Consider the following 19,402-nt stretch of genomic DNA (forward strand, 5'->3'; position numbering starts at 1 on the left):
TAGGTCATGCGCCATCGTAAGAGTGGTCGTCAACTCAACCGCAACAGCAGCCACCGCAAGGCTATGTTTAGCAACATGGCTAGCTCTCTGGTACGTCACGAGCTTATCAAGACTACCCTGCCTAAGGCAAAAGAGCTGCGTCGCGTAATTGAGCCATTGATTACACTAGCTAAGACTGACAGTGTTGCTAACCGTCGTCTTGCATTCGCACGTACTCGTGACAACGAAGTTGTTGCGAAACTATTTAACGAACTGGGTCCACGTTTTGCTCAGCGTCCAGGCGGTTACACTCGCATCATGAAATGCGGTTTCCGTGCTGGCGATAAAGCCCCTATGGCTTACATCGAGCTAGTAGACCGTCCTGAAGCTCAGGAAGAAGCTGCTGCTGAATAAGCAAAAGCTCGTTAAATAAAAAAGAAGCCGAGTCGTAAGACTCGGCTTTTTTTATGCATTGATTTTCTTGTTTCCTAGATTAACAAGAGAGTGAGTGCATGATTTACCTGCTCGTCGATAGTTCTGGGTTTGGCGGTGTTGAAAGCCATATCCAGCAATTGGCAATGCTGCTTCAATCGCAACAGGTTGAGGTTGAAGTTGTATTTCTCCAGCACTACCCATCACATCCACAGTACGTTCAACTCAAATTACACCGTATTCCCTATCGCTTCCTGTCTGATTCCTCTGTAACTGGTTTTTTCCGGCGTTTAAAAGGCTCTGATGTCGTTCATGCCCATGGATACAAAGCCTCTATCATCTCTCGCTTTTTTTCTCTATTTGCCCCCTTTCATGTTGTTACGACTTTCCATGCGGGTGAGCGGTTATCTGGCCGGCTTGCTTGTTATGAATGGATCAACCGCTGTACCGCAGGTCTTTCCGATAACCTCGCGGTTAGTGAGCAAATTAGGAAAGCCCAGTTATTCCCTTGCAAATTGCAGCGCAATTTTGTTCATTGCCAAAAAGAAATGATAAAACGGGAGCGTCATGCCACTTTGCAAGTAGGATTCGTCGGGCGGCTTAGCCATGAAAAAGCCATTGATCGTTTCGTCTTGCTAAGCCACCAATTACCCGATTGTGAATGCCATGTTTTTGGTGATGGTGAGCAAGCTCATTTATTGGAGGGCGAAGCACTGACATGGCACGGTTCAGTGCCATCGATGGCGTCGTATTGGCAACACCTGGATGTCTTACTTATGCCATCGCGGGCTGAGGGAATGCCGATGGCTGCACTAGAGGCGATGGAGAATGGCGTTGTGGTTTTATCGACGGATGTTGGCGAGATGCGCTCTTTGCTGAAGAGCGATTGTATCGTTGCAGAGAGCGACTGGCTGTCACTGAGCACAAGGGTTATAGATCTTGAGCGCGAAGGTAGTGGGTCATGGCTGGCGTTATCACACTATCAGCAGCAGAGAGTGAAAGCACATTTCAGTGCCGATGCGTGTTGGCCGGAGCTGGCGAAGATCTACCGCTTGGCCTAGCTGTGATTATCTCCAAACGTTTAGCCGCTATAGCTTAGGGTGATTAAGGTGCGGTCATCCGCATTGTTCTCGGGGCTGCGTTGCCATAAATATTGATGGCGTTCTGTGATCGACATGCGTACAAGGTTTTGCCGTTCTTGCTCGGGGAGCACAGAGTCTAGCAAGCCGTCACTGTAACTATGCAAGCTGCCATTAGGCCTGATTGTTAGCTGGCTGCTTTCCATTTGCAATGTATCAAACAACCCTAAAAGCCCCATACTCTCATCGATATGCTGGCAGGTACTCTCACAGATGATGGGTTTTGGCATTCCTGCGTTGTAGAGGGTAACGGTATTTTCCATACTGATATGAATAACAAGCAAGCATACGAGGCTACTGGGCAGGGTGTGGTAGAGGTACTGGTTAAGCTGTTTGCACAATTGCTTTGGGGTTTGGTCGGGGTTGAGCAGCAGCCCTTGGAGCAGTCCGTAGCAAATTCCGCCGTTGGCTTTGGCGACGATGCCATGCCCCATGAGATCGCCAAGGATCATGATTTCTGATTTATCTGCAAGCGTTTGATTTATAAAAAAGTCACCGCTGATCTGCGGTTGCTGGCTTATCTGGACGTTGAGTTTTCCCACAGTGATTGATGTTGTTCTGTGTTCATCCCTTGGTGGCGCTGTATTTTCGAGTTGCTGCAATAGGTTGTCTTCAAACGCTTGCTGTAGATGGTGATGTCGATTGAGTACCCTATCCAATACTTGTAGTAGGTGCCGCTTGTTGATGGGCTTGGTCAGGAAGTCATCAATTCCTGACAGGGTGACCGCCGTTATGGTTTCTGCCGAGGTGTCGCCTGAGAGAAAAATAAAGGGTAATAAACGGTGGTGGCGGAGCTCCCCCACCTGCTGTCGAAACTCCAAGCCGTTGATATTCGGCATCCATAAGTCGGTGAGGACTAAGTCACAGTGATTGGCCTCCAACCATTTCAACGCATCATCTGCCTGACTGAAAATAGAGAGCTGATAATTTTTATCAAGGTAGTGCGTTAGCATGGTGAGTTGGCTGAGGCTGTCATCAACAATGACCAGATGTTTGCGGGAGGATGATAAAGGGAGTGTAAACTCAATTTTGTTGTGATCAGGTAAGATTTGATAGCTAAATTCAGGGAATGTGGCCTTTATTATGGCAAGTCCCATTCCTGATTCACACGGGAGATCGGGTAACTCGGCCTCTGATAGGTACTGGGTTTGCTCAGGCCAGGGCGAGCCGTTATCGTGAATGGCGAATCGGTATTGACCGGAAAACTTGCCGTAGCTGAGGGTACATCGAGTTGCCGTTACTTCTTGGTGATCAAGCAAATTGGTGCAGTACTCGCTGCAGACTAGTTTGATACCTTGGAGCTGATCGGGGGAGAGGTGAAGCAAAGAGGCTCTTTCATCCAGTGTCTGGCGAATGTGGGCAAGGTTCTCGTAGCTCAGATCAAACTGTCGTTGGAATAAAATCTGATTCATGTCGGCTCATCCTGGGTGGGGTCTGCGCTATTTGCGTTATTACTGGTATTTTCCTTGTAATAGCGGGCTATTTTGCAAGTAATTGATGAGTTTACGTTTTAGCCGCTGTGGTACCCATCGCGCTTTTCCATTCAGCACTCGGATTATTTCTTCTGCGAGTGACGGGTTGGATTGATCATTGATTAGCGTGCCCAGCAAGGAAATGCCGTTTTGCTCAAGTTTGCTGATGCAGGTCAGCAGCTCACTTTCGGTCGTTTGGGCCGCGGCAAGGCAGAGGATTGTTGCATCGCTAAGTGCATTGATCGGCATGTTTCGCCAATTACCATGGGCAATGGTACCGACATCGCAAAGGATGTAGTGGTAATCCTGCTTCCAGCGGTTAAGAGCTTGTTGGAATGACGTCATTTGGCGCAGTTCCAAGATGGTCTGCGCCTCGCTTGGACGCGGCAGTAAGTCTAGTTTTTCGGTCAGCTGGATGACGGCATTCCCATTGCTGTCCCACGGTTTGGATGAATAGCCTTGGCCGGATCCGGTAAGATCAAGGTCGATCAGTAATACCTTGTGATCTTCGGCACAGCGACGGGCTAACCAGTTGCAGTGGGTGGACGTGCCGCAGTGGCTTGAGGCGCCAGCGAGGGTGATCACCCGCGCATTGTGCTGATGGAGCTGGTGAAAGAGTTGATCATATTCCCCACTGAGCCACGGTTTCATAATGTTGTCCCCAAGGCGATTAAAGTGACGATACCCAATACATCTCGCAGGCCCTGGCGCCATTTTTCGCCGACGGAGTCATCGAGGTTGGGGACATAGACGGTGTCGCCTGCCCGCAATAGCGGTAGCGGGTAACGGGCTGGGTCGATGACATAGTCACGCAGGTTGAATGTCTGGGCTTTGTCACCACAGCAAGAGGTATTGACGATCATGATCCGCTCGATATAAGCGTTATCGGTTGGGCCTCCGGCTTCTGCCAGTAAATCGAGAATATTCATCTGGCTGTTGAAGGGGTAGCGACCGGGTTTATTAACCGAGCCCATTAACCGCACGACTTGCCCGGCAGGCTTATCGAGCCAGTTCCCTTCCAGTTTCGGCACATAGATAACATCGCCGGGCACGATTTTCGGGATGAGGGTTTCGTCGCCGGTTTCAAAATACAGGGACAGGTTGAGCCGGGTCACCCTGGCCGTACTGTCATTCCGGTGGCTGATCCGGATTTGGCGAAGGTCGGCATCGCCATTGGGGCCATCCGCTGCCGAGAGGATATCAAGGAAGCCCAGCTCGCGGTTGAAGGCATAGCGTCCCGGTGCACCGACCTGACCGAACACATAGATGGAATCATCGGCCGATTGGCGGATCCAGCTGGATTTGTTGTCAGTCGGGTCGTGAGGCAGCTCGTCGATGACGATGGTATCACCGGCCGCTAGCCGGGGCAGGGCAGTAAAGCTGCCGCCTTCATTGATAAAATTGTCGAGGTCGAAGTACAGCACGTTGTCTTGCGACTGGCGGTTTTCCTTGATGATACGGATATTGGTGATATTGGCCTGCTGCAGCGGCCCGCCCGCCATGGCGAGTACATCGAGGAAGGTCATGCTGACATTCCAGTTGAAGCGGCCGGGGGATTTAACCGCCCCCATAACCTTGACCGCTTCCGTGTCGGCGACGGTATCTACCTGCGGGACAAAAATCACATCGCCGGCAACAACCTTCGGCAGCAGAGCCTCATTGCCGGTTTTGAAATAACGGGCGAGGTTGAAACGGGTTACCTTGGTGGTCTTGCCGTTACGGTGGGTGATCAGCACATCTTGTATATCGGCTTCCCCGGTCGGGCCGTCGGCAGCGGACAATATATCGAGGAACCCTTGTTCGCCGTTGAATGCATAGCGCCCCGGCGCACCAACTTGGCCGAAGATATAAATGGAGTCCTGGGCAGATTGGCGAAGCCAGCTGGCCTTATTGTCAGTCGGGTCGTGGGGGAGCTCATCGAAGATGATGGTATCGCCGGCCTTTAATTGCGGTAGTTGGTTTTGTGGCTTGCCCTGTTTGGTGAATGCTTCGAAATTGAACGTGGTCACCCGCTCTTCGTCGCTGCCGGCCCCTTCGCGCACAATACGAATGTTCGACAGGTTGGTTTGCTGTTTGGGACCCCCGGCATGGGCTAGCAGATCCATAAAGCTCATGGTGTCATTCCATTCGAAGCGGCCAGGGTTATTGACTGCGCCGATGATTTTTATTGCCCGGTCATTAGTTACTTTCAGCCACGACTTTTCATTGAAGTCGATTTTTTCCGGAATGAAGATGACATCGCCCGGCATCATGTCAGGCAGCGGGTAAAGTGCCGGTGTCTGGGTATATTTGACAAGGTTGATACTCATCGCAGCCTTGGTGTTGCTTAGCAGCTTGATTTGGGTGGTATCGGCAAAGCGGGTCGGCCCGCCGGCGTTGGCCAGAACATCGATGAAGCCGGTGCCCGGCGAGCTTTCGTAGGCACCGGGTGATTTGACCTCACCCATGACATACACGGTACGCGAGGTGGTGTTGATGTCTTCGACTTCTATCGGGGCGAAAATGGTGGTACCGGGCTTGATGGGCGGCAGGTTGCTGGTATCACCGCTGTCTAGGTAAGCCTTCAGGTCGAATTGGTAGGGGATATTGTCAGTGATCACCCGGATCTTGGTCACATCCGCGTACCGGGTGACCCCCTCGGCGCGCATCACGGCATCGACGACTGTCATGCCCGGTTTAAAGCTGAAGGTTCCGGGATTGCGTAATTCACCGAAAATGGTGATCCCTTGCTGTTCGTCGGCATCTCCGCCTTTGGTCAGCGATGCGGCATCAAAATTTACCTCGACATTGCCGAGCAGCGGCGAGGAGGGGACAAAAATCGTATCTCCGCCCTGCAACGCGGGTAGCTTGGCCGGGTCGCCATCGTCGAGGTAGGCTTTGTAATTAAATTGCAGGGGGCTGCCGTTTCGGATCAACTTGAATTGATCGAGCTGGGCACCGGGCCGGGCTCCGCCAGCGGCGGAAATCGCCATTTGGACATTGGCACCGGGTTTTAGCGATATCATCCCGGGCTCCTCGACATAACCGAGAACTTGCACCCGCAGGACTTGCTCGAGGATATTGAGCTTGAACTCGTCGAGATTGCGATAAACGGTCGTGAGCCTTTCGCGCAGGCGTTGCTCGGCTTGTGGCTGGGTCAACCCCTCGATGGGGACCAGCCCGATTTCAGGCAGTCGGATTTGGCCCTGATCATCAATGGTGAATGGTTCGTCGAAGTCGCGTTCCCCGGGTAGCTGGATAAAGACCCGGTCGCCGGGTGTCAGGGTATCTCCCCATACCGGGGTGACAATGAGTGTACTGAGTAAGAGCAGCAGCAACCGGATCATAGCGAGCCTGGGGTTAACTGTTCTTTGACGGCATGCCAGTCACTGAGGGAATACACCCGGTGTGGGGAGCGAGTATGGTGGTCAACCAATACTCGGGCTTCAACCTTGCGGTTGCTGAGTCGCTGGGTACGTGAATTGGGATCTTCGAACGACTCTTTTTCACCAGCACTGAAAATGGAAATTTGGTGCGAGTCGACTCCCTGTTCAATCATGTAGCGCCGCACGGTATCTGCCCGGCGCATGCCCAGTTGGTAGTTACTCTGCTCGGTACCTATGGTGTCGGTATGGCCGGTTAGCTCTAGCTGCCAGTGCTCTTGGCGTTTTAGGATTGCAGCAGCACGTCGCAACGCATTTTGGTAATCGGGAAGCAGCTTAACCCGGTTGAAGGCAAATTGGTTGTCGACCCGCATCAAGAGCAGGAATTGGTCCCGCAGCTGGATCTCAGAGTAACGGGTATCCAGACACTCGGTGTGGTGCTCGAGCCAGTCCATCTGGCGTTGGATTTTGGCAAACTGGGTTTGGTAGGTCAGCAGGGTGATATCGGCATCATCGGTAAAGCCTGCCTTGTGTTCTTGGCCGGCTTTGTCATGGAGGTTGGCAAGCCGCTGGTATTGCCCCGGCAGGCAAAGCTTGGCGCCCCGGGTTGCCAGTAGTTGGAGCTCGAAGCCATGGTGTTCAAGCTCGTGCCATTGATCAACGTCCGGTGCAGAATAAGGGGTGTCACTGGTTGTCGGCCATGTGGCGCAGCTGCTCAAGAGGAACATGATTAATAGGCTTAAGAGTTTTCCCATCCCGGTGTTACTCCCCTGAGGTGATCAAAGGGATCACCTTGTCGATCCGCAACATTTTCATCAGCTGTCGGGGTTGGCCGTTCACATTGAGCAGGCTCAATGGTTTCCCCCTGATCTTTAACCGTTTGTAAAGGAATACGATGGCCCCGATGCCGCAGGAATCAATAAATTGTACCTGCGTCATATCGATGATCAGCTCATTGCTATCGGTTTGGCTGAGCGCTTCAAACTCGGGTTCCATCTGTTTGGCCAAGTGGGCATCAAACTCATTTGGCAGTGTTAGACCTATGTTGGCGTTATTTATGGCTGGCTTCATAACGGGCCTTTTGGGTTCGTGATGTTTTTCTTCTATTAATACAAGTGCTATGCCAATTATTGCCCACGTTTGCTCACCATGATGTAAATAGTTTTGAAAATGATGAACAGATCCATTTTGATCCACTGCAGCGGAGAGCTAAGCGCCAAGGCATAGGCGTGATCCCAGATAATCTTGTTTTTGACGTCATCTAGGCTGGCATCATAATTCTGATTGACTTGAGCCAGCCCCGTTATCCCTGGTTTTAAGCCTGCCGTTCTCTCGAGGTAAAATGGCAATGCATTTTGCAAAGTGCCACAGAATTCAGGCCGTTCCGGGCGAGGACCGATGAGGGCCATATCCCCTTTGATGACATTGATGAACTGCGGGATTTCATCCAGTCGGGTGGTACGGAGAAAGTTGCCGATGCGGGTTATGCGGGGGTCATTCCGTTGTGCCCAAATAGCGCCTGATTTTGATTCTGCATTGTGGGACATGGAGCGAAACTTGATGACCTCAAACAGTTCGACCTGATCCTCACTGATCCTGCCCACCCGCATTTGGCGGTAGAACACCGGACCGGGAGAGTCGATTTTGATCAATAAGGCAATTAGCGGCCATAGCGGTAAGGTCAAGACGATACCAGCGGTGGCCAGCAAGAGATCACTCGTACGCTTGAGGAGTTGGGTGGAGAGGGACTGATAGCTAGATAATGGCGGCAGGTGACGCCAGCCATTGTTAAAGTGACCCATGCAATAACGTATCATCCCGATCAACGACGCGGCATAACTGCTGACAAAGTAATGCAGTTTATCCGTCACCTTGCTATGCAGGCCGAACAGGGGCAGGGCTGCAGCCATGTAGCCCGTTGCCTGTATGGCTGTTAGCCACAGGGCAACCGCTGAGCCCTTGAGCGCCAAGGTGAAAGATAAGAGGAAATAGCTGATCAATATAAATGGCATGATCGTTCGCAGCGCCTTGCCCGAGGTAAATAGCCAGCGCGCACCATGATAGGTGCGACGGAAAATGAAACGGCAGCGGAGTAATTGCTGCAGGTTGCCAGCACCGATGCGCTGCCGGCGTTGGTAGGTATCTTGAGCGGTTGACGGAGAGAGTTCGACGCTATTGATATAGCGATTAAATTGAACCTGATAGCCTTGTTTGATTACCAGCATCGTTTGTATGAAATCATCATTAATGGTATCTTCCGGCAAGGTGGAAAATAGCGGTGCCCGGACAATATAGAAGGCTCCGTTGCCCCCCATGACGCTGCCGAGCGTCGATTCGGTTTGGCGAATTGAGTTTTGCCAGTGCCAGTATTGCTGCTCACCGTCGGTAGCTTCGGCCAAGAGGTAGTTACAGGCCAGAGCCCCTATTTGGGGGTCAGTAAAGCTATCGGCGGCTTGGGTCAGGGCATCAATGGAAATCAGTGCAGAGACGTCGGACATGGCGATTAAATCCACCTTGCCTTTCACTAGGCCGAGAAGCTGATTGATACGTACTACCTTGCCTTTATTGTCAGCCTCAACGATGCATTTCAGTGCAATACCCGCGTTGGCAAATTTGTTCTCCCACTCTTTGATTAGCTCTGCGGTATTATCACTGCAGCCATCACAACAAATCCAAATAGAGAGCTTTTCGGGCGGGTAATCCAGCATCAATAAGTTGGCCAGCTTGGCTTCGATAAAGTTGGCTTCGTTGTGGGCTGGGATGAGAATTGCGACAGAGGGAGATTCAGATGATCCTGCTGGTGGTGAGGGCTCTTTTCGTCCGAGAAAGAGCATCAAACCGGTATAAATGACATGGTGGTAAATTATTACCATGGTCATTGCGATTAATATCATCCAACTGATAGTCATGGTGACCCCCATTATCCTGATCGTTTAGCGAGCGATTCATAGGATGCCGTCATCTTCCGAACATCGGCGATGCGGCGGATATAGTGGGCAGTTTGTTGGCAGTCATGGATGGGCACGCGAAGTTTGTCGAACAAGGCCCGGGCGAGCAGTGTGGGATGTCCCGCAGGGATCAGGCGGCCACTGTGGGGGCAGATCAAGTCGGGAATGGCGCCAACATCAGAGGCAATCACCGGTTTGCCACAGGCTTGGGCTTCGAGCAGTACCAAGGGGAGCCCCTCTTGGCGGGATGGCATACAGAGCAGATCAATCGCACGGTAGAAGTTCAGCATATTGTCACAGTTGCCCAGCCAATGGACACGTTCGGAAAGCCTTAGCTGTTGTGCGAGGTGTTCTAACTCACTTCGTTCCGGACCGTGACCGGCGATGACGACATGGTAATTCTCGGGTAATGCCACCAGTGCCTCAAGTAGGGTGTCGATCCCTTTTTCCGGTACTAGACGACCGGCACATCCAATTATCAGCTTATCGGGCGGGAGCCGAAGGTGTAGCCTTGCTTGCGCCGCTTGTCCCGGCGTATAGCGCTGTGTATCAATCCCATTGATAATGACGTGATCGGTGGTGATCCCATGGGCCTTGAGATGATCGGCAATACGCGGTGCGTCAGCGATAATTAGGATCTTACTGCCAGCCAGAAGGAGACGGGTGAGTAGGCGCTGTTTAGGATCCTCCAAATGCCAGCTGTCATGCTCGGTTTGGATATGGGTGATCCCCCTTAGTCCTAAACTGGCAGCGCGGCTGTACAGTAGCGGACCAAGATGGTGGGAGTGAATGACGTTGGCATTCAGCGATTGGATAAGGCGTCGCAATTTGAAAACGGTTTTCATATCACGGCCGTGAGGTTTGCCGAGGAAATACAGGCGTTCTGAAAGTGGCGCTAATTCGGGCCATTGTTCGATGGCTTGTTCTTTATCGCCTTCTAGCGCAACCACATATACCTGATTATCAGGGGCTGCGAATCGCACGAGGTTGAGTACAAGTCGTTCAATCCCCCCCGGACGTAAATGCTGGACAACCTGTAAGGTAGTGGTAGTCATAATCTTTCCTCGGAAAAGTAAGGGATCCGAATTAATACCGGAGCGTTGGCTAAGCGGATAATGTGTTGGCTTTGATACAGGCGGGTATCGAGTAGCTGCACGGCGCAAATCAGTGACAGCCCAATCCCTAGGCCGGCAAAAATACCTGTCGTGAAATTGAGCCACCAGGGCCAATTCAACGGTTGGCTTGGAATACTGGGGCGGGAGATGATCTTGAGTTTGTTCGGTTCTTCGAAACGCCCTAGCTGGCCGGTGACCTTCGCCATTTCGTAACGTTCTAGCAGCTGGTTATATATCTTGGCTTTGACGTCATAGTTGCGTTGCAACACGGTCAGTTCTTTCTCTAGCTGGGCAAATTCGGCCCGCTTATTTTGCAAGCGTGATGCCTGAGACTCTAGTAACTTGAGCTCTCCTTCTAGCGAATGGATTAGGCTCTCTGCCTGCTGTAGCTGCTCGAACTGGCTGATTAGGATCGGCTGGTTGGTATTCTCGAGTTGCTGAGCATTGCTGGCGATACGTTGCCAGAGTTGGCTAATCTCCTGAGCATTGAGTGACTGCTGCTGATCAACGAGGTTAGCGCGTTCTTGTTTGAGGCGGTGTAGTTGGCGAAGCACGGCTTTTACCGAGGAGTGACGGTCGGTATAGCTGGCCCTGAGTATGGCCAGTTCGGCCTCTGCTTTGACAATTTCTGTTTCAAGCATGCCGATAACAGGATTGGTGCTGGCTAGGCGGTTATAGAAGTTATCCCGTTGGGCTTTGGCATTGAGTAGTTCAAGCCGTGTTTCTTGGATCAGGGTGTTTATTTTGGCGTAATTTTGGATCCGGCTTCCCTGTAGCTGGGGGAGGTTCCCGGCATTGTTTGATTTAAATGTCGCCAAGGCACTTTCGGCATTTTCCAAATCGATTAATGTCGCTTCGAGTTGCTGCTGCAGAAAAAGCTCAGAGCCATCTATCGACGCTCGGCCCGGGGCCCGGAGTTTATCGAGGAATAGCTCGGAGAGTTTATTGAGAATTTCAGGCATCTCTTTCGGGGTGTGCCAGTTCAGTCCCAGTTGCACTAAATCATTACCAATCAAGTTGACGCTGAGATTGCTATTGAGTTGGCTGACAACGGTATTGAGCTGGCTAGGGTTATGGGCCGATGCGAGCTTGAGTTCCAGTACGACCTGCTCGAGGACGAACTGGCTGTGGAGCAAAACCCGTAGTGCCTTGATGCGCTTTTGCAGATTCATCGAGATCGATAAATCTTCCAAGAACGGGTTCAGCATCGCGGCTTCCTGTACCAGAATCGTGGTTTGGGCATAGTAGCGCTTGGCTTTTAGCGCCCCGCCTGAGGTCATGAGCAGTGGCATGATAAGCACGGGGAGCAAGAGCAGGTAGCGATGATTCCACAAGGCCTGTAGTAGGGGGTACAGTTTGGCGAAGAGGCTGGCTCTCATGGTGATTGCCTTTGCAATATCAGGGTATCGACAGTCTGGTTAGGCGCATAGTCCAGATGAAGGGGGATATTCTGGCTGTTCGATAGATTGCTCACTGCCTTAATACGCTTTTGCCCCTGTAGTAGGGCATCAAAAGGATTGGCCAAATTGGCCGGGGCTACTTTGGCGACAAGCTGGTGGTAGGGGTTACTGGCTAAAAATTCACTGATCTTACGTTGTTGCTCAGCTGTCAGAGAGACTTGTTCGGGGCTGAAAAAAAGCGTCAGAGTCGTTTGCTTTGGCTGTGATGCACAGCCAAATATCCATAGGCAGCAGATGACTATTATTATATTCCTCATTATTTTCTCGGCCTTTTTCAATTTGCAACATTATGTATATGTAGCAAAAAAAGTGCCCGAAGTTAGATAAGTTGTCATCTTGCGTCTGAAATAATTGGCATGGTAACCGGCCGGATTTTAGCGGGACAGGCGACTTTTAATAATCTCAATGGCTTGCGAGGCTCGGTATTCCCAACGTTCATTGGCCACGGCTTGATAGGCGCGCTGTGAATAGTTCTGCCTTTGTGAAGGCGTCCATTGGCTGTAGTGGTCAATCGCATCTAGCCACTCGGCTGTACTGGTGGCAGTGGTTATCACTGATTTGTAGGGGGTGGTTGCCGGGAAGTTGCTACTGATAACGGGGCAGCCTGCAGCCAGGTATTCCCGGAGTTTGAGCGGGTTACATGCCCGGATCTGCGCATTATCAACAAAGGGGAGGACTGCCATCGTCCAGTGTTGCAGGTAGCTGGCTAGCTGGTGGTGGGGTTTTGCTGGTAATAGGATGATATTGTCTTGTTGGCGAAGTATTTTTGTATCGCCATCTTGGCGTCCAATGAAGTAGAAGTTGGTATTGGGCCGAGCCTGCGCGAGAGTGGTAATCAGCCCTTGATCAAGCCAGTTGTTCAGGCTGCCGTAAAAACCAATACTCGGTCGGGATGGGTCTATATCGTCTGGACAGGGGGACGGTTTTGCAAATTGCGACAAATGTACACCATGCGGTAGCAGAACGGTTTTACTGGCGGGAAATTTTGCTTTTAGTGTTGGGCTGCAGGCAAAAATGATATCGGCCCGGGCGATGAGACGTTGCTCGGCGTTGATGGCCAGTTGATGATCTACCCCTGCCAGTGCGGCAAAGTCATCCCCGCAATAATAAACCACTAGATCACTGTCGCAGATATCAAGGTAATCTATAGCACTGGGCAGCGCCGCCCATACGATACGTTGGCATGTCTTTGGGGATAGCTGTCTTTTCAAGAGATGGCTGTTAAGTGCTTTGAGTATTGCGTGTTGCGCCATTGGCCATACCAATGGCTTGATGACAGTGGTGGGTTTTGCGGTATGTGTGTTTTGCCCTGTGTCGGTATGGCGGCTTCGAGTTGTCACTTTCTCCCAGATTCGTTTGAGGTCTCGGAGGTTAAGGGTTGGCTGGCGCAAGCCGATGGAGTTGATCCAGTGAACATCATACCGCTGCACGATAGCCTGTAATAAATGTTGGCTGCTGGACGGATGGCGTCCCCAGTCTTCGCCGAAAACGAGAAATTCCATTTTAATACCCTAACTGTTTGATGATTTTCGCCGGGTTGCCGCCTGCCAATACACCGGCGGGAATATCTTGGGTTACCACGCTACCTGCGGCGATAACGCTGCCTTCCCCTATCGTGACGCCGGCCATGACCATCACGCCGGTACCGAGCCATGCATTACGGCATAGGTGGATATCCCCGACTTGTTGCTCGGTATCCGGCTTACCTTGGGCCCGGGCGATAGGGTCTAGCGGATGGCCGGGAAATCCGGCGAGAAAAACTTTACTGGCCAGCCTGACGTTGTCGTCGATGCGGATGGTACCGCCAACCGCGAGGATGTTCTGCCAGCCAATATCGACATTGTTACCGACGATGAGCTGAGGTGTTCGATTGCCCCACGAACGGCCGCAGTAAGTTGCGATACCTGACAGTCGGCACTGTTCGCCTAAATAAATCTTCAATGGGCCAAGGATCTGAGGCATGCCACAGTCTAGTTGTAGGTGGCGGGGACGGTTAGCCAAGCGTGAGATAAACATCGGGGTGAAGTAACCTTTTTGCAAAATGCAATGAAGGCTTTTTTTCACGGTTAGATGGAGGTGGTACAAACTGTGATGAAAAAGCGGGATACAAGGTATGTAGCTGCCGCGAAGTCGTTGCACGGTGTTTTTCAAGATGGCGAAGTGGCTGGGCGGCAGAAGGGCCTTAACAAGTGCGCGCATAATTTGCCTCCTTATTCAAGGTAAGTCGGTCTAAAGCCAGTAGCAGCCCGATCAAAATGTACAGGGGCCAGGTCGTACCTTGGGTTAGGAATGTACCGCTGACACAGAATGATAAAGTGCCGAGCCACAGCCCTTGTGCCAGAGGTTTGATTTTATGATGCTCAAGCCGCTTGAGAAGCCGGTAACTGACTTGCAGGGCACCAATAACCATAAGCAGGAATAGTACCAATCCCACGAAGCCTGTTTCAGAAAGTATTTGAAGCCAAGTACTGTGTACCGCGTGATTCTTGCCGTCCCAGTGCGGCGAATAAAAATAGTAGTTGTAATAGAAGTTGTTGAGGCCTACGCCTGTGAACGGGTTACTGATCGCCATGTTCCAGGCTGCTTGCCAGGCATAAATTCTCCCCATTGCGGACTCATCAATCCCAGACTCAGCCGCGCCACCAGAGCTCCGGTCGCTGATCCCTGCCAGGACAATCAAAGCCAACAACCCAATTCCACTGATAATCGAGGGCAATACAATAGAGCGGCTTTTCATTAGGGTCATCGCAAAGAGTACGCAGGCGATACCCAGTAATCCCCCTCGGCTTTGGGTCGCCAGTACGCTCATTATCATGATAACCAGTACGGAAACAGATAAGGCTCTTTGCCATTTGGGACCGTGGAAGCTATAGGTCATGGCAAAGGAGACCGGAAATAGAAGTACCAATGCCAAGTCATTGGGATCGCCGAGCATTGATCCTATATCCCTGCCGATAGTGACTCTCGTCCCTTCGACAAGGCCGATACCATTGGCTTTATTGAATAAGGCCAAGCCCCCGATCAGAAGCCCGCTGAACAATAAAAGGTAAGGGATGATTGTGAGCTGAGGCAGTCGTTGTGGTAGCCAGCTGATAGCGAACACCATAATCACAATTTTAATAAAGTTGCCATTGAAGCTGGCGAAGGCTTCGGCACGGTTACTCGCGAAGAGGCAAGATATCAAAACCCAGAAGCTGAACAGCAAGAATAAGGTTTGCAATCGGTGCCAATTGATCGTCTCTCTTTGCAGCCAGAGTTGCCAGCCCAGCCCAGCTAGGCTCGCCAGGGCCAAGAGCTGGGGGATTTTCAACGGTATCAACAGAGGAAAGGCTTCATGGATTCTGAAATAGGAGAAAATAATAAACCCAACACAAATGAGAAAAGCCTGGTTGATGATAAGGGGTAAAGCAAAGAGCAGGCTCACCAGTAGCACAAGGTTGCCTTGATACATCCAGAAGCAGAAGATGGTGCCGCAACTGCCTAGAGCGAGGAGCCACTGTTTATGCTTGTTCATCCGGCTCACCCCGTCTTTAGTGAACTATCAATTTTCTTTTGTCGATTATTTGCTAGTTTTTCCCGTCCTAAAGGCCAGCTAATTTGGACGATCAATAACAGTATGCATAGCACTTCGTAGACAGGAGACAATAGGTAATAAGCTGTCAGCAATAGAATGATCAAGCTGTAGCTAACGGTTAGCCGACGCAGAGGGTAGGGCAGGGGCAGGTAAGATTGGCTGAAATAATAAAATAAGCCTAGGCGTAATAGCTGAAGCCCTATACCTGCACCAATAAAAGCATAGAGTCCGTATGAAGGGAGGATGAATAGCAATATCCCCACTGCGCAGCAGGCGCTGAATATACCGATAAGTACCACACTTTTGCCGTCTGTTTGATGATAGCAACCGATGTTGAGCAAGGTGCTGGCATGTTTGAACATCATCATGATTCCAAGCAATGGAAGCATGTCGGCACTGGCGTGAAAATCGTTAGGAAGCCACCAAAGCAAGAAACGAGATCCGACCGAGATGATCCCTGCGGCAACCAGGCAGCTTAGCTGGCAGCCTATTACGCTGATGGTGGCAGCTTGTTGACGCTCGCTTGCTGTGCTGACTAAGCCAAAGCGCTTGGGATACCACCATAGGCCAAAAGGTTCGAGTAACAGGCTCGCAGCAATAGCCCATTGCATGGCAACGGCATACGGTGCCAACAAGCTAAGGCCTAATGTATCAGCAATAGCCCAGCGCTCAGCGCCGATGACAACAAAACTAAGTACGCCAGAGAGTGTAATAGCCCGCCCATACCGAAAGAAGAGTGTGAGGTGACCCAGTTTTGGCGTGGGGAAATGTCTGGCTAAGATGGCAACTTGCACTATCTGTGCGATGAGACTGGCCGCCATGACCCCATTAACCCCATAGGGCCGGGCCAAGATCACGATACCTAAGCCTTGAGTAAGGGTGAAGATGACTTGTGCGCCAACAAAGAGTTTGGCCTGATTACGGATCCGTAAAATGGCCAAAGGAACACAGCATAGGGTATTGATAAACAATGAGGCTAGTAAGCAGTGCAAGGCAAATGACGGTGGTTGGCCGGGAAGGAGTTGCTGTAACCAAGGTACTGATAGCTGGGCGAGAACAGTCAGTCCGCCAGCGATAGAGAGCAGAAGCCCCAGCGCACTACGGAAAATCTCATTTTGATCTGGCTGGTCATGAGCAAAACGATAAATGGCATCACTGATCCCAAAAGACATGATGATTGTCAGTAAACAGCCCAAGGTGATAAGCACATCGAGTCGGCCAAATTGCTCCGGGCCCAACCATTGGGTCACAAAAGGTTGCAGAGCTAATGCAATAAGCTTGCTGCTTATCAGGCCAATAGCGTATACCCCCATTGTCATCGCTGGGGTCATAATGCATTCACCTGAGCCGAGAGTTTTTGGGCCTGGGAATGGGCGGTAAATTGTGCCATGACTTGGTTAAAGGCTTTTTCTCTGAGCGAGGTGAGCTTGTCTATTGGTTCCAGTCGGTGAGCTGTCATCGTCTGTGCCAAAGAAGTGTGATCGTCCATGGGGACCTGATAGCCATATTGGTTGGCAAGAATTTCACTACAGCCAGCCAGATCTGTCGTGATGACAGGCAGCCCCAGAGCCATCGCCTCTTTGATAACCAGTGGGCCAGTGTCTTTGTCACCGTTGGGGGCGACAGTAAAAGGGACAACTAACGCTTTATAATTATTGGCATGTTGCCTGTACCATGCAGCATCTTGGCTGCCTAAAAAGTGAATCTGCCGAGTGACTCCCTGTTGCTGGGCCAATTGCTGTAGCTGAGAGCGTAACGGGCCATCACCGACAATGTCCAAGGTGGTATCGGGGGGCAGTAGGCTTAATGCTTTGATCAATGTGTCTAGCCCTTTTTTTTCTACTAATCGCCCGATAAACAGAAAGTCTTTCTTGGGGGCCCAATCAGGTGCTAGAGGTGGGTATAAGGCCGAATCAATTCCGCAGGGGATGTGCAATACGGGACGATCTGTTGCAGCTTGCAGTTCAATTTGCATTTCTTTGGTAACCGCACAGATGAAATCGGCTGCCTGTAACTTGCTGTCAATGTCTTGTGGCGAGGCGTAGATATCTGCGCCGTGGCCAACAAAAGAGACGGGAATGTCGAGCAATTTGGCTGCCACGATGGCTGTTGCGGCACTGTGCCAGGCAAAGTGGGCATGAAGGTGTTTGCAGTTGTCTTTTTTGGCTAAATGAGCCAACTGTAATCCTTGCCTAAGTAGTGATAGGTAGTTAAATCCATGTTGTTGCGTGATGAATTTATGGCATCGGAAAAAATTCCAGAGTTTTCCCATTGGGTATTTGGGGGCGGATGACAGATAGCGGCAGTGCTGTTTAAGTTCCTCGTCAGCTGTTTGGTAATATTCTCCCGAGTTGAAGGCGTAAGGCTGGACAGAGTGTCCCAATGCTTTCATTGCTCGCATTTCTACCCCAATAAATGTTTCGGATAACGTTGGGAAGATAGGGATCACATAACCAATTTTCTTCATTGTTCCAACCTCACTGCTGTTTCTAACAAACGTATGTAGTGATGCGTCGCATTCTGTCCGAGTGTTTCTGCTGTACTTATCTATCCAATATTTCTATCCAATATTGATGCCAACACGTATTGGCGTGTGGATTGCATCTGAGTCATGTGAGAGATGATCTGATGGTGGATGTGATGAACTCAAAAACAGAAGTGAGTGTGGTGATCCCGAATTTTAACTGCCTACAAACGTTGCCGAGGGCACTCGAGAGTATCCGGATGCAAAATGTGCCGGTCGAGATCATTGTGGTTGATGACGGTTCTAATGATGGTTCGCGAGGATGGTTGGCACAACAAGCCGATGTCAAATTACTCTTTACAGAACGGGCTGGGGTATCGAAGGCAAGAAATTATGGGATTGAATACTGCTCTAATGCGCTAGTCGCTTTTCTTGATGCTGACGATTACTGGCTGGAAAACAAATTATCCCAACAGATAGCGTTACATCAAAAATACCCAGCGTTGGTATGTAGTTTTACTGATTACATGCACATGACAGAAGAGGGGCAACCTATTATTGGGTGTTTTGAGTACTGGCCTCGTTTTCGTAAAAAACTTCTTAGTGCTGAATCGTCATTTGTATTTCCTTTCTTCATGCCTTTGCTGTATGCCGAAAATGTGGTGGGTACCAGTACCGTTATGGCGAAGAAGCAAGCCTTATCCGATGTCGGAGGATTTGACCCCCATTTGAAGTCTGCTTCAGATTGGGATTTGTGGTTAAAATTAGCGGATAGAGGGGAAGTAGGAGGGCTGAATAGTAAATTATGCCATTACATCTCGGATAGAGGAGATGCCATCAGCCGGGATCATGACAAGCGTCTTAACGCGATGAAGCTGATTTTGAATAAGCATCGCCCGAAAATCCGTCACTACCCAATAGCCATACTAGCTGGCTACTTACGCTGGCTGACGGGAAAGGCTGAATATAATCGCCTGAAAAAATCCTATTACGTATCGGCATGCCAGGAGTTAGTTGTGTTTTGCTTGCAACCCAGCAGCCGACGGATAAAGGCGGTCTACCGGGATATATTAAGTATCGTGCTTTAAAAATAACCCGCACTTGTGGTGTTGGGTTGTATTTTGTGCGGTTGATATTTTTTTTGTTTTTTATGCTTGCCAATAATTATTCTCTCCCTATAATGCCGCCTCACCGACACGGACAACGCAACAAGATGACTGGTCGGCAAGGTTGAAAAAGCAGAGTGAAAAAAGTGTTTGACACATGATTTTGGTTTGCTAAGATAGTCAGCCTGTTCAGCGAGATAATCTTTTGAATATAAAGGGTTGGCTAGTTGAAAATATTGTTCTTTAACAATTTGACCATGCAATCTGTGTGGGCACTCGTGAAAAGATTTAGTCAAAAGATTTAAATCAGTGAACTGAGTGACCAAATCGGTAGCAATACCGGCACAGTCA

Annotated in this window: 18 protein-coding genes; 3 read left to right on the forward strand and 15 right to left on the reverse strand. The window is 50.5% G+C overall.

Translation table 11 applies throughout. The features are described from left to right. Positions 1-6: 6 nt before the first annotated feature. Both rplQ and ABT56_RS21135 read left to right on the forward strand, forming a co-directional pair. Positions 7-393, forward strand: coding sequence for a 50S ribosomal protein L17 (gene rplQ, locus ABT56_RS21130; RefSeq protein WP_027251964.1), 387 nt, complete (start codon positions 7-9; stop codon positions 391-393). A 98-nt stretch (positions 394-491) separates the two neighbouring features. After that, positions 492-1,472 (forward strand): glycosyltransferase family 4 protein, encoded by a 981-nt coding sequence (locus ABT56_RS21135; RefSeq protein WP_047880906.1) that lies wholly within the window; start codon positions 492-494, stop codon positions 1,470-1,472. 20 nt (positions 1,473-1,492) lie between these two features. Here the strand turns inward: ABT56_RS21135 and ABT56_RS21140 are convergent, their stop codons facing one another. The 14 genes from ABT56_RS21140 to ABT56_RS21205 form a co-directional block, all read right to left on the reverse strand. Then, positions 1,493-2,962: a response regulator gene (locus tag ABT56_RS21140; protein ID WP_047880907.1), complete on the reverse strand. Its 1,470-nt coding sequence runs from the start codon at positions 2,960-2,962 to the stop codon at positions 1,493-1,495. A 39-nt stretch (positions 2,963-3,001) separates the two neighbouring features. Further along, complete coding sequence (locus tag ABT56_RS21145) at positions 3,002-3,673, reverse strand: P-loop NTPase family protein (RefSeq protein WP_047880908.1); 672 nt, start codon at positions 3,671-3,673, stop codon at positions 3,002-3,004. Beyond that, positions 3,670-6,348 carry an SLBB domain-containing protein gene (locus tag ABT56_RS21150; protein WP_047880909.1) on the reverse strand — a complete coding sequence of 893 codons (2,679 nt, stop codon included), beginning with the start codon at positions 6,346-6,348 and terminating at the stop codon, positions 3,670-3,672. The genes ABT56_RS21145 and ABT56_RS21150 overlap by 4 nt, the downstream gene beginning before the upstream one ends. Then, positions 6,345-7,139, reverse strand: a complete 795-nt coding sequence (locus ABT56_RS21155; RefSeq protein ID WP_047880910.1) for an OmpA family protein — start codon at positions 7,137-7,139, stop codon at positions 6,345-6,347. Before ABT56_RS21155 ends, ABT56_RS21150 begins: the two co-directional genes overlap by 4 nt. 7 nt (positions 7,140-7,146) lie before the next feature. Then, on the reverse strand, positions 7,147-7,455 hold the full coding sequence (locus ABT56_RS21160) for an STAS domain-containing protein (protein ID WP_047880911.1): 309 nt from the start codon (positions 7,453-7,455) through the stop codon (positions 7,147-7,149). Positions 7,456-7,511: 56 nt separating this feature from the next. Next, positions 7,512-9,293 (reverse strand): sugar transferase, encoded by a 1,782-nt coding sequence (locus ABT56_RS21165; protein ID WP_047880919.1) that lies wholly within the window; start codon positions 9,291-9,293, stop codon positions 7,512-7,514. A gap of 11 nt (positions 9,294-9,304) precedes the next feature. Next, a complete protein-coding gene (locus ABT56_RS21170) occupies positions 9,305-10,387 on the reverse strand; it encodes a glycosyltransferase (protein ID WP_047880912.1) in 1,083 nt (360 codons plus the stop codon). Continuing rightward, a complete protein-coding gene (locus ABT56_RS21175; RefSeq protein ID WP_047880913.1) occupies positions 10,384-11,826 on the reverse strand; it encodes a GumC family protein in 1,443 nt (480 codons plus the stop codon). Before ABT56_RS21175 ends, ABT56_RS21170 begins: the two co-directional genes overlap by 4 nt. Beyond that, a complete protein-coding gene (locus ABT56_RS21180; protein WP_047880914.1) occupies positions 11,823-12,164 on the reverse strand; it encodes a hypothetical protein in 342 nt (113 codons plus the stop codon). Before ABT56_RS21180 ends, ABT56_RS21175 begins: the two co-directional genes overlap by 4 nt. Positions 12,165-12,281: 117 nt before the next feature. After that, on the reverse strand, positions 12,282-13,409 hold the full coding sequence (locus tag ABT56_RS21185; RefSeq protein WP_047880915.1) for a glycosyltransferase: 1,128 nt from the start codon (positions 13,407-13,409) through the stop codon (positions 12,282-12,284). Position 13,410: 1 nt separating this feature from the next. Further along, complete coding sequence (locus ABT56_RS21190; RefSeq protein ID WP_053062595.1) at positions 13,411-14,106, reverse strand: acyltransferase; 696 nt, start codon at positions 14,104-14,106, stop codon at positions 13,411-13,413. Beyond that, positions 14,090-15,421, reverse strand: coding sequence for an O-antigen ligase family protein (locus tag ABT56_RS21195; RefSeq protein ID WP_047880916.1), 1,332 nt, complete (start codon positions 15,419-15,421; stop codon positions 14,090-14,092). Before ABT56_RS21195 ends, ABT56_RS21190 begins: the two co-directional genes overlap by 17 nt. Before the next feature lie 5 nt (positions 15,422-15,426). Further along, on the reverse strand, positions 15,427-16,812 hold the full coding sequence (locus ABT56_RS21200) for a lipopolysaccharide biosynthesis protein (RefSeq protein ID WP_053062596.1): 1,386 nt from the start codon (positions 16,810-16,812) through the stop codon (positions 15,427-15,429). After that, positions 16,809-17,948, reverse strand: a complete 1,140-nt coding sequence (locus tag ABT56_RS21205) for a glycosyltransferase family 4 protein (protein WP_047880917.1) — start codon at positions 17,946-17,948, stop codon at positions 16,809-16,811. The genes ABT56_RS21200 and ABT56_RS21205 overlap by 4 nt, the downstream gene beginning before the upstream one ends. A gap of 173 nt (positions 17,949-18,121) precedes the next feature. Here ABT56_RS21205 and ABT56_RS21210 point away from each other — a divergent pair, with 173 nt between their 5' ends. Next, on the forward strand, positions 18,122-19,033 hold the full coding sequence (locus tag ABT56_RS21210; RefSeq protein ID WP_047880918.1) for a glycosyltransferase family 2 protein: 912 nt from the start codon (positions 18,122-18,124) through the stop codon (positions 19,031-19,033). On the opposite strand, the gene ABT56_RS24290 is transcribed toward ABT56_RS21210, so the two are convergent. Then, positions 19,030-19,402 (reverse strand): hypothetical protein (locus tag ABT56_RS24290; RefSeq protein ID WP_169753956.1); only part of this gene is annotated, 373 nt, incomplete at its 5' end. The genes ABT56_RS21210 and ABT56_RS24290 overlap by 4 nt on opposite strands.

The sequence above is a fragment of the Photobacterium aquae genome (assembly GCF_001029445.1).
In the GTDB taxonomy this organism is placed as follows: domain Bacteria; phylum Pseudomonadota; class Gammaproteobacteria; order Enterobacterales; family Vibrionaceae; genus Photobacterium; species Photobacterium aquae.